Annotated in this window: 10 protein-coding genes; 9 read left to right on the top strand and 1 reads right to left on the bottom strand. The window is 47.0% G+C overall.

All coding sequences use genetic code 11. From position 1 onward, the window contains the following. Positions 1-410: transposase (locus tag PORUE0001_RS05935; protein ID WP_007365536.1), on the bottom strand; the 410-nt coding region annotated here is incomplete at its 3' end. 252 nt (positions 411-662) lie between these two features. Between PORUE0001_RS05935 and pyrB the strand changes: the two genes are divergently transcribed. The 9 genes from pyrB (at position 663) to PORUE0001_RS05890 (ending at position 9057) form a co-directional block, all read left to right on the top strand. Then, positions 663-1577 (top strand): aspartate carbamoyltransferase, encoded by a 915-nt coding sequence (pyrB, locus tag PORUE0001_RS05930; protein WP_198400683.1) that lies wholly within the window; start codon positions 663-665, stop codon positions 1575-1577. Between the two features lie 13 nt (positions 1578-1590). Further along, entirely contained in the window at positions 1591-2076 is a 486-nt protein-coding gene (pyrI, locus tag PORUE0001_RS05925; protein ID WP_007441835.1) for an aspartate carbamoyltransferase regulatory subunit, read from the top strand. A 35-nt stretch (positions 2077-2111) separates the two neighbouring features. Beyond that, positions 2112-2732, top strand: coding sequence for a LemA family protein (locus PORUE0001_RS05920; protein ID WP_007441850.1), 621 nt, complete (start codon positions 2112-2114; stop codon positions 2730-2732). Positions 2733-2836: 104 nt separating this feature from the next. Then, complete coding sequence (locus tag PORUE0001_RS05915) at positions 2837-4129, top strand: TPM domain-containing protein (protein WP_007441840.1); 1293 nt, start codon at positions 2837-2839, stop codon at positions 4127-4129. Between the two features lie 29 nt (positions 4130-4158). Continuing rightward, complete coding sequence (locus tag PORUE0001_RS05910) at positions 4159-5148, top strand: calcium/sodium antiporter (protein WP_007441844.1); 990 nt, start codon at positions 4159-4161, stop codon at positions 5146-5148. Positions 5149-6022: 874 nt separating this feature from the next. Further along, complete coding sequence (locus PORUE0001_RS05905) at positions 6023-6298, top strand: hypothetical protein (protein ID WP_039865712.1); 276 nt, start codon at positions 6023-6025, stop codon at positions 6296-6298. Continuing rightward, entirely contained in the window at positions 6285-6680 is a 396-nt protein-coding gene (locus tag PORUE0001_RS05900; RefSeq protein ID WP_007365537.1) for a hypothetical protein, read from the top strand. The genes PORUE0001_RS05905 and PORUE0001_RS05900 overlap by 14 nt, the downstream gene beginning before the upstream one ends. Continuing rightward, positions 6677-8761, top strand: a complete 2085-nt coding sequence (locus tag PORUE0001_RS05895) for a bifunctional DNA primase/helicase (RefSeq protein ID WP_007365529.1) — start codon at positions 6677-6679, stop codon at positions 8759-8761. Before PORUE0001_RS05900 ends, PORUE0001_RS05895 begins: the two co-directional genes overlap by 4 nt. Next, positions 8749-9057 carry a helix-turn-helix domain-containing protein gene (locus PORUE0001_RS05890; protein WP_039865711.1) on the top strand — a complete coding sequence of 103 codons (309 nt, stop codon included), beginning with the start codon at positions 8749-8751 and terminating at the stop codon, positions 9055-9057. The genes PORUE0001_RS05895 and PORUE0001_RS05890 overlap by 13 nt, the downstream gene beginning before the upstream one ends. The last annotated feature ends 170 nt before the right edge of the window (positions 9058-9227 follow it).

Here is a 9227-nt window from a genome sequence, read left to right as displayed (position 1 = left end):
AGCTTTTGATCTCTCACTTGGGCGGATTCAAGCTGTCTCACGGCTACAAATCGGTCTTTTTTTTTTAGATCAATGTGGTAGCGATTCAAGACCACTTCGAGTAGTGTTTTGTTGACCAAGGCCTTGCTCTCAGCTTGGAAGAGGGCTGCTTTGAGGCGAGCGTTTTCGCGCTTGAGTTCTGCGTAATCTGGATCTACGGCTTTGTTCTTGTTTGTCTTGCTCATAGTGCTTTGGTTGGGTAACTCTACACCAAAGGTACGCAACCAATTTCGAATGGTGCGTGCGGTGATGCCGTAGCGCTGGCTGGTGGTGGCGATGCTCTCGCCTGTGGCTAGGAGGCCATCGATGACTCTCCACTTGAAATCTAAGGGATATCCCTTTCGTCCTCGGTTACTTTTTTCTTGTTTCATTGTTGTTGGGGTTGGCTTCCCCAACTGTGTACTATTTCAGGAGAGGACAGGAACTTTAGTCTCATCCAAGTGGTACTGATAGTTAGCTCATTTCTGCAGAACGATTTACCCGATGCCCCCTCAAAAAGCTTTCACTGGACAGCAATAACTATATATAATGCGTCAGCCCTGCCGAGCAGGGGCGATAGGTGTATCGTAGTCTAGCCTTTTTTGTACCTTTACGGATGAAATGAAAATAGACTGTGCCGTATGATGAAGCATATCGTATCTATCGAGCAGTGCGCTGAGCAAGATATACTGCGTATCTTGGATCGGGCTGCACTCTTTGAGGCTAATCCTAATCGCCATCTAATGGATGGGATGGTGGGTGCCACCCTGTTTTTCGAACCTTCGACGCGTACCCGACTGAGCTTCGAGACGGCGGTCAATAGGTTGGGCGGACGAGTCATCGGCTTTTCCGATCCTAAGTCTAGTAGTTCGACAAAGGGCGAGTCGCTGAAGGACACCCTCCTGATCGTCTCTAACTATGCCGACGTGATCATCATGCGGCACTACCTGGAGGGTGCGGCTCTCTATGCTACGGAGGTGTCGCCCGTGCCGATCGTCAACGCTGGCGATGGTGCCAATCAGCACCCTTCGCAGACGCTCCTTGACCTTTACACAATTCGCTCTACACAGGGCACTCTCAAGGATCTACACATCGTGATGGTAGGCGACTTGCGCTTCGGACGTACGATCCACTCGCTTATAGAGGGGATGCGCTTCTTCTCGCCTCGCTTTACCTTCGTCGCACCGCCCGAGCTGAGGCTTCCCGAGGAGTACAGGCAATATTGCGATGAGCATCATCTACGCTATGAGGAGACCTCGCTTTTTACCCCTGAGGTGATTGCCGATGCCGACATACTCTACATGACTAGGGTACAGCGGGAGCGCTTTACAGATATGGAAGAGTATGAGCGTGTCAAGGATGTCTACATACTTAATAAGGAGATGCTACAAGGGACTAAGGACAATCTCCGCATTCTCCACCCGCTACCTCGTGTCAATGAGATTGATATCGATGTGGATAGCAGTCCTAAGGCGGAGTACTTTCGCCAAGCTCAGAACGGGCTCTACATACGCCAGTCGATACTCTGCGAGGTGCTCGGTATAGAAGTTGATAAGTAACACACTACACACTATGAATGCTAAGTCTCAGAAAGCTCTAATCAAGCAGCAAGAGGGGATGATGGTCACAGCCATCTGCAATGGCACCGTGATAGATCATATTCCCCCTAGTAAGCTCTTTAAGATAGCCCATCTCCTACAGCTCGAAGATATGGAGGAGCCTATCACGATAGGCAACAACTTAGATAGTCGCTACCTAGGCAAGAAGGGTATCATCAAGATCTCTGGACGGATGCTCTCCGATGAGGAGGCAAGCCGTATAGCGCTCCTTGCCCCTGATGTGCATGTCAATATAATTAAGGACTATGAGGTGGTGGAGAAGCGGACGCTACACCTTCCCGAGGAGATCATTGGCTTCGTCAAGTGCCCCAATGCTAAGTGCATTACGAACAATGAGCCAGTGCGTACGCACTTTCATCTGATAGATGCCGAGCACGAGGTGCTACGCTGTCACTACTGCGGGCGCAAGGTCTCGGAGGAACGCATTGAGCTACTCTAATCAACGAATCCATTAACTAACAAACTCTCAATACTATGACAGATCAAACTACAGCCCCTAAGTCACGTCGTGGTCTCACCTTAACGATCATCGTCGTGGCTGTCGTACTGCTCCTCGTCTTCTGGGGCGTGGGTCAGTACAACTCGCTCGTGGTGCTAGACGAGCAGGTCAATACCTCGTGGAGCCAAGTGGAGAACCAATACCAGCGCCGTGCCGACCTCATTCCCAACCTTGTGGAGACGGTCAAAGGCTACGCTTCTCATGAGCGTGAGACTCTTGAGGGGGTGATCAATGCGCGTGCTAAGGCTTCACAGCCGATCATACAGGCTGGTGATGGAATGACTCAAGAGCAACTGAATCAGTTCCAGCAAGCTCAGGGAGACCTAACCAGTGCACTCAATAGACTGATGGTTGTGGTGGAGCGTTATCCTGAGCTCAAGGCAGACGAAAACTTCCGTCAGCTACAAGCTCAGCTAGAGGGTACGGAAAACCGTATCACGACGGCTCGCATGGACTTCAACAATGAGGCGCAGCAGTACAATACGAAGGTACGTCGCTTTCCGACGAACATATTCGCTGGCCTCTTTGGCTTTCATCAGCGTCCTTACTTCCAGACCGAGGCTGGCGCTGAGCAAGCTCCTCAAGTGAAGTTTTAGTTGTTAGAGATTAGAAGTTAGAGGTTAGATATTAGAGATGAGATCTTTCTAGCCCCTAGTCCTTCTAATCTCTAACCTCTAATTTCTAATCTCTAAGTCCTCTCATGAAGCGCACGTTACTCTTCCTCGGACTATTGCTATCCTTCTGGGCATTACCTGCTCAGAAGGCGTTGTCGTGGGAGGATATCCCCAACGTACAGCTACAGGACAGCACGCAGTTTGTCTCGGACGTAGCGCACATCATCGAGCCCGAAGCTCTACAACGTATCAACGAGACGCTCCAAAGTCTGCGCCAGACGCATGGCGTGGAGGGTGTCGTCATCACCCTCCCGACTATCGGCAACGGAGGCTCTATCGAGGAGCTCGCACTAGGGATACTGCGTGGCTGGGGCGTTGGCTCTAAGGTTGACAATAGTGGCTTCGTCATGCTCATCTCGCTAGATAGTCGTCAGATACGCATAGAGACGGGCTACGGACTAGAGGGCGTGCTACCAGATGCCCTCTGTAGTCAGATCATTGCTCATCGTATGGCGCCTCACTTCAAGCGTGGTGACTATAGTACAGGTATCCTCTCGGGCGTGCAGGCGATACAAGAGACCATCTCGGCCAACTACGAAGGGGCTACTCGTACCGATGGCTCCGAGGAAGATCAAGTGGCGGAGGGCGTATTCAATGGACTGGTGGTCCTCTTGGTGCTGATCCTCTGTGTCGTCATGCTGGCCTCATACCGAGACAAGCAGACCGCTCCAGAGCAAAGGACTAAACGACTCAATAGGCAGATCGTTAGCTTCGTATTCATTGCCTTGATCGCTATGATCGGCGGAAGCTTCCTCTTTATAGCGAGCGCCATCGTCGTACTCCTCGCTCTCTACGCTATCCTGCGCTATCGTCTCTCTCAGGAGGCGCTCCGCTGTGCTACATGCCATCAAAACAAGTTGCAGCGACTCTCCAGCACGGATAAATTATCGCTCCTTACGCCCGCACAACAATTGGAAGAGCGACTTGGTAGCGTGTACTATTTGGTCAAGCAATGCGACAACTGTGGTGCTGTAGAGCGTTATGGCGAAGTAGTCGGAGGCTCACCCTACAAGCGTTGCCCGCACTGCGGAACCTACGCTATGCAACGAGTCGGTACGCAGCGTTTGCGCTCTACCGATCGGCGTATCGCCTATATCAACCGTGAGGAGTATCACTGCCTTTACTGTGATCAAGATCACCACAAGGATGACACAGTCTACCGTGACGATGGCTCGGGCTTTGTCACGGGAGCTATCATAGGTTCTATCCTCGGAGGATCATTCGGACGAGGCGGCGGCGGTTTCAGCGGTGGAGGTTTCGGAGGCGGAGGCTTCGGCGGTGGTTCAGGCGGTGGCGGTGGAGCCACTGGTGGCTGGTAACGTATGCTATACCTTATATATTAGGCATCATGTCAATATTACTCTACTTCCTACTACTCATCCTAGGCTTGGTCATGATTACCGCTGGGGCAAACTATCTGACCAATGGCTCTGTGACGATTGCTGAGCGTCTTGGCGTGTCGCAACTGGTGATCGGTCTCACGATCGTAGGCTTTGGTACCTCAGCCCCTGAGTTGGTCGTGAGTCTAACATCTGCTCTGGCCAATAAGCCTGACATCGCCATCGCCAATGTGGTGGGTAGCAACATCGCCAATATCCTCCTCATCCTAGGTGTCAGCGCTGTGATCTATCCGCTCCGTGTGACGCACGATGCTATGAAGCGAGATATACCGATTGCCATGCTGGTCACGGCCATCTGTCTCGTCATGGCGAGCGATCATCTTCTCACGGGTGGCTTTTCGGGCAACATCATTGACCGTGGCGATGGCATCATCCTGCTCGGCTTCCTCATCTTCTACCTTTATCTAGCCTTCATGTCAGCGCCTAAGGAAAAGACGCTAGAAGCTGACCAACCACCCTTAGAGGCCAAAAGCGCTAAGCCCACAATGCTTCTATCGATCGTTAAGGTCATCGGTGGACTCGCTCTGCTAATCTTCGGCGGACGCTTATTCGTTGACAATGCCTCCAGTATAGCACGCTCGTGGGGTGTCAGCGAAGCAATCATCGGACTCACCATCGTAGCCATCGGCACCTCGCTACCAGAGTTGGCTACATCCGTTGTAGCAGCCGTCAAGCGTCAACCAGACCTTGCCATCGGCAACGTTGTGGGGAGCAGCATATTCAACATTCTCTTCATCCTTGGAGCCTCAGCTACGATCACGCCTCTAGTCCCAGCGGGCATACAGCTGATGGACTATATGATGATGCTGGTGGCTGTCTTCCTCCTCTTCATCTTTAGCAACGTCATGGGGCGAGCCATGATCAGTCGCAAGGAGGGCGTGGCGCTACTCATCGTCTACGTCGCCTACATGACCTACCTTATAGTAGAGGCTCTATAGAGAGCGCCACTACTCAAACAAAACGACACAACGAGGGGACTCAATCAAATGCGGTTGAGTCCCCTCACTCATATCCGAAGGGGTATATTAAAGAAAGTATCGCAACTCGTTAGAATTGCGATACTCAGTCTATTTGCCACTGACGTAGCTTTTGCGGAGAGAGAGGATTGTAAACCAAACCTTCTAACTCCTTATATCGTAGTTGTTTATATTCCTCTAAGATTTAATTGTAGCCAAATTGTAGCCATAGGAGAGTATTTTGAGAATACTCATAGCTATTGCTGTGAGATTTGCTCGCTTGCATTTCTCGGGTTCAAAGGTACGAATAAGTAGAACAACCTCCAAATATCTGGGAATAAAATTACTCTAAGTTTCTTGGCTACAATTCCAGTGCACGGTGCAAGCCCTTATATATAGATAAGGCTTGCACCGTGCACTGGCGGTCATTATATGAGATGCTACTCACTTCAGCTTATCTCATTATGACGTCTCCTAAAACAATGGAAGTGGCATGCCCAAAAGATCTATGAAGGGCTATCGCTATGCAGAGAAGTGTGTTGCTGAACATACACTGGTAGAATATTACCAATGAATGGTGTTTAGATATTCGTCTATAAAGGGCTTTGAATAGGATCTTTGCAGATGATAATTCAACAGTAGAAGAAACATGAACAAAAATCGACCCGTTAAGCCCGCAAGAGATAGACGATTGTATGTCATTTGTCCAACATTAGATATGATGTTGGCTTCATGTGACAATGTCAAGCAAATAGCATATGATAGCGGATTAGACTACTAGAACTTTGTAAAGACTTGCAAGTTCCAAAGAGACATTCGACTCAGTACTTATCAAAGATGTGCTGAAGCTTTTGGTATGGATACGCTTATCCTGCATTTGCCGTTAGGTGCGGTTGAATCTTTCGCCTCTGTCCAAACTCACCATGGGAATCAATGTCTTATGGTGCAGAAAGAGGACTTACTACGTATTCTTCGCCATTTTCACCCGCTGGAAATAGATGATACATTATCCAATATTGAACGCCTCATTGAGATCTTCCTGAAAGAAACCGAACATGAGCTACTGAAGAAGCTTCTTCCACTTCTAGCTGAAACCTTTCAAACATTGGCAGAATCCTATGGAGACGTATAACCCTAGCACACTCCTCGATGAAATTCAAGGACTTCGAGAGGAAGTACGCCAAGTTGCAGACTTCATCAAAGAACTCAAAAGAGAGTATAGCGTCCTTGAGGAAAAGATCGAGCTAAATTCATCAGACGTCATGCGTCTATTAGGAATATCAAAAGCTTCTCTTGCTCGATGGCGAGATGCCAATGCTGTTCCATATCGCTATGTATCCTGTAATCATGTCCTTTATCCTTTTAAGGGTCTATATATAGCTGTAAAATCAGGACGTGTGACGTTCAAAGGATTTAGACGCATAGAAGCATTGCAACGGTTGAATGCTTACAAGGATGGCATACTGAAAGGTTATTTGGGGGAAGATGCACAAAATCTTTTTGAAGAGCTATGACACTAAAAGAAGAAATCCTGCAGTTGACCAATCGAGGATTAGAGGTTTTCTACTTCTATATGCCAATTGACTTTGTTCCCAAGCGGAACTTTCGCAATCCTCTCTATGATGACAAACGAGCATCTTGCAATATCTATTTTGATCCTAAGTCAGACTCCTATCGAATGAAAGACTTTGGAAATGAAGCATACTCAGGTGATTGCTTTTGGTTTGCTGCAACAATTTTGGGGCTTGATGTCCGATCTGAGTTCAAGAAGGTTTTAGTGACTATTATCCAGGATCTAAATCTAAAGATTTCTATTGAATACAGAGGAGACACAAACATGAAAGCGGCCCGTTCCACCTATCCTAGGCAATCCGTTGAACAGAGTCAAAAGAGGTGTACAGAATCGATGGATAAAGTGGAATACATAGCAAACAAAAAATCGTTCAGAGTTTATGAGCGACCCTTTACGCAAAAGGAACTTGCTTTTTGGGAACAATATGGGATCTCCTTGGAAACATTGGAGCAATACCATGTCAAATCGTTGTCTTGCTACGAATCGGTGAGTAGAGAGGGAAAACCTTTTAAGCTCATCTCTTCTTCCGAAGAACCCATTTTCTGTTACGCTCACAATGACTTCGTCAAAATATATCGACCGAATAGTAAACTGAGGTTTCTATATGGTGGAGAAAAATCGGAAGAGTATGTATTTGGGCTAGCACAACTACCTAATAAAGGAGATATCCTATTTATTACGGGAGGAGAAAAAGATGTCCTCTCTCTTTCTGCACACCATTTCAATGCTATTTGTTTCAATAGCGAGACTGCACAAATACCAAGAGGTATTATCGAAAGTCTTTCACTTCGCTTCTTACACCTCATCATCTTATACGACTCTGATGAAACAGGGATCAGAGAGGCACAGAAACAGGTGGAAGCGCTTTCTGAATTTGGAGTGCTTAGACTACAACTCCCTTTGAGTGGTATCAAAACGGAGAAAGATATCTCTGACTACTTTGCCCTAGGCCATAGTCAGCAGGATTTAAGAGATCTTCTCGCGCGAATGTTTTCCAGCCTATACAGCGAAACAATGATGATATTGCAATCTTGTGAGATTGATTACGACAACCCTCCAGATGTTTCTAAGTCGGTTGTCTCAGTCAATGGAGTCCCTCTTGGCTCTCAGGACAATCTTTTCTGCATTACAGGTGGAGAGGGTACGGGCAAGAGTAATTACATTGGCTCTATCCTTGCAGGCACATTATGTGCTGAAAGGTTAGATTCAGAGCGAACACTAGGATTAGAAATAACTCCCAATCCAAAAGCCTTGGCTGTTTTGCACTATGACACAGAGCAGTCTGAGGCTCAGCTATACAAGAACTTAGGGAAGACATTACGGAGAGCAGATGTAGAAACTGTTCCTGACTTTTACCACTCTCTATATCTAGCCTCACTTTCTCGTAAGGATCGGTTGAAACTTATTCGTGAAAGCATGGACTTGTTTCGTCATAAACATGGAGGAATACACTTAGTAGTTATTGATGGGATTGCAGACTTGGTGCGCTCTGCAAACGATGAGACAGAGAGTATCGCTGTTGTAGATGAGCTTTACAGGCTAGCGGGTATTTATAACACATGTATCATTTGTGTATTACACTTTGTTCCAAACGGTATCAAGCTTCGTGGACACATAGGCTCAGAATTACAACGTAAGTCAGCAGGAATTCTTTCAATTGAGAAGGATGACAATCCTGAATACTCTGTAGTCAAGGCTTTGAAGGTGAGAGATGGGAGCCCTTTAGATGTTCCTATGATGCTTTTTGGATGGGATAAAGAGCTGGGGATGCATGTCTATCGTGGGGAAAAGTCTAAGGAGGATAAGGAGAAGCGAAAAACTGACGAATTAATCTCAATTGTTACTGAGATCTTTCAAAGCAACCGCCGTCTCTCCTACCAAGAGTTGTGCGATGTCTTAATGCGAGAGATGGGAGTCAAAGAGCGCACAGCAAAGAAGTATATTGCTTATATGAGAGAGCAACGTATCTTGTCACAAGATACTGCAGGGAATTATCAAAAAGGGAAACTATGTCATACTTAGACTATCTTACAGAAGATCCTTGGCAAAAACGTCTGTTCGATAAGCTAGCGAGTGTGGAAGAAAAACTAGACCACTTGCTGGTATTACGAGAGCAAGACATAGAAGTTGCTGTTAAGCCACCGCTCAAGCCTGAGTATCTTGACATCATCGATGTGTCTAGATTGCTAAAGGTTGAGCAAAAGACCATCTACAATTGGGTATGGGCGGGTAAGATTCCTTACCTTAAAGCTAATGGTCGCCTATTATTCCTTCGTGAGGAAATCGATGAGATGCTAAAAAGAAGAGAGGAGTGGTAGATGTTAGGTTTATTCATTAACAGTAAGCAAGGCTAACAAAGATGGCTAAATCCAATAGTGTCCTACGTATATTCTATTAAGAAATGAAACTCACATTTGCAAAAAAAATGAATCGCACCTAATAGTGTTTTAAGCGCTTTTTTTTGTGAGCGATGGGCGTAAAATAGCTG

It is taken from the genome of Porphyromonas uenonis 60-3 (genome assembly GCF_000174775.1).
In the GTDB taxonomy this organism is placed as follows: Bacteria; Bacteroidota; Bacteroidia; order Bacteroidales; family Porphyromonadaceae; genus Porphyromonas; species Porphyromonas uenonis_A.
This window is presented reverse-complemented; position numbering and strand designations above follow the sequence as displayed.

Coding starts and splice junctions, on each gene's coding strand:
- pyrB (WP_198400683.1), top strand. CDS start 663: ATGAAGCATATCGTATCTATCGAGCAGTGCGCTGAGCAAGATATACTG.
- PORUE0001_RS05890 (WP_039865711.1), top strand. CDS start 8,749: ATGTCATACTTAGACTATCTTACAGAAGATCCTTGGCAAAAACGTCTG.
- PORUE0001_RS05900 (WP_007365537.1), top strand. CDS start 6,285: ATGGAGACGTATAACCCTAGCACACTCCTCGATGAAATTCAAGGACTT.
- PORUE0001_RS05905 (WP_039865712.1), top strand. CDS start 6,023: ATGGATACGCTTATCCTGCATTTGCCGTTAGGTGCGGTTGAATCTTTC.
- PORUE0001_RS05910 (WP_007441844.1), top strand. CDS start 4,159: ATGTCAATATTACTCTACTTCCTACTACTCATCCTAGGCTTGGTCATG.
- PORUE0001_RS05915 (WP_007441840.1), top strand. CDS start 2,837: ATGAAGCGCACGTTACTCTTCCTCGGACTATTGCTATCCTTCTGGGCA.
- PORUE0001_RS05895 (WP_007365529.1), top strand. CDS start 6,677: ATGACACTAAAAGAAGAAATCCTGCAGTTGACCAATCGAGGATTAGAG.
- pyrI (WP_007441835.1), top strand. CDS start 1,591: ATGAATGCTAAGTCTCAGAAAGCTCTAATCAAGCAGCAAGAGGGGATG.
- PORUE0001_RS05920 (WP_007441850.1), top strand. CDS start 2,112: ATGACAGATCAAACTACAGCCCCTAAGTCACGTCGTGGTCTCACCTTA.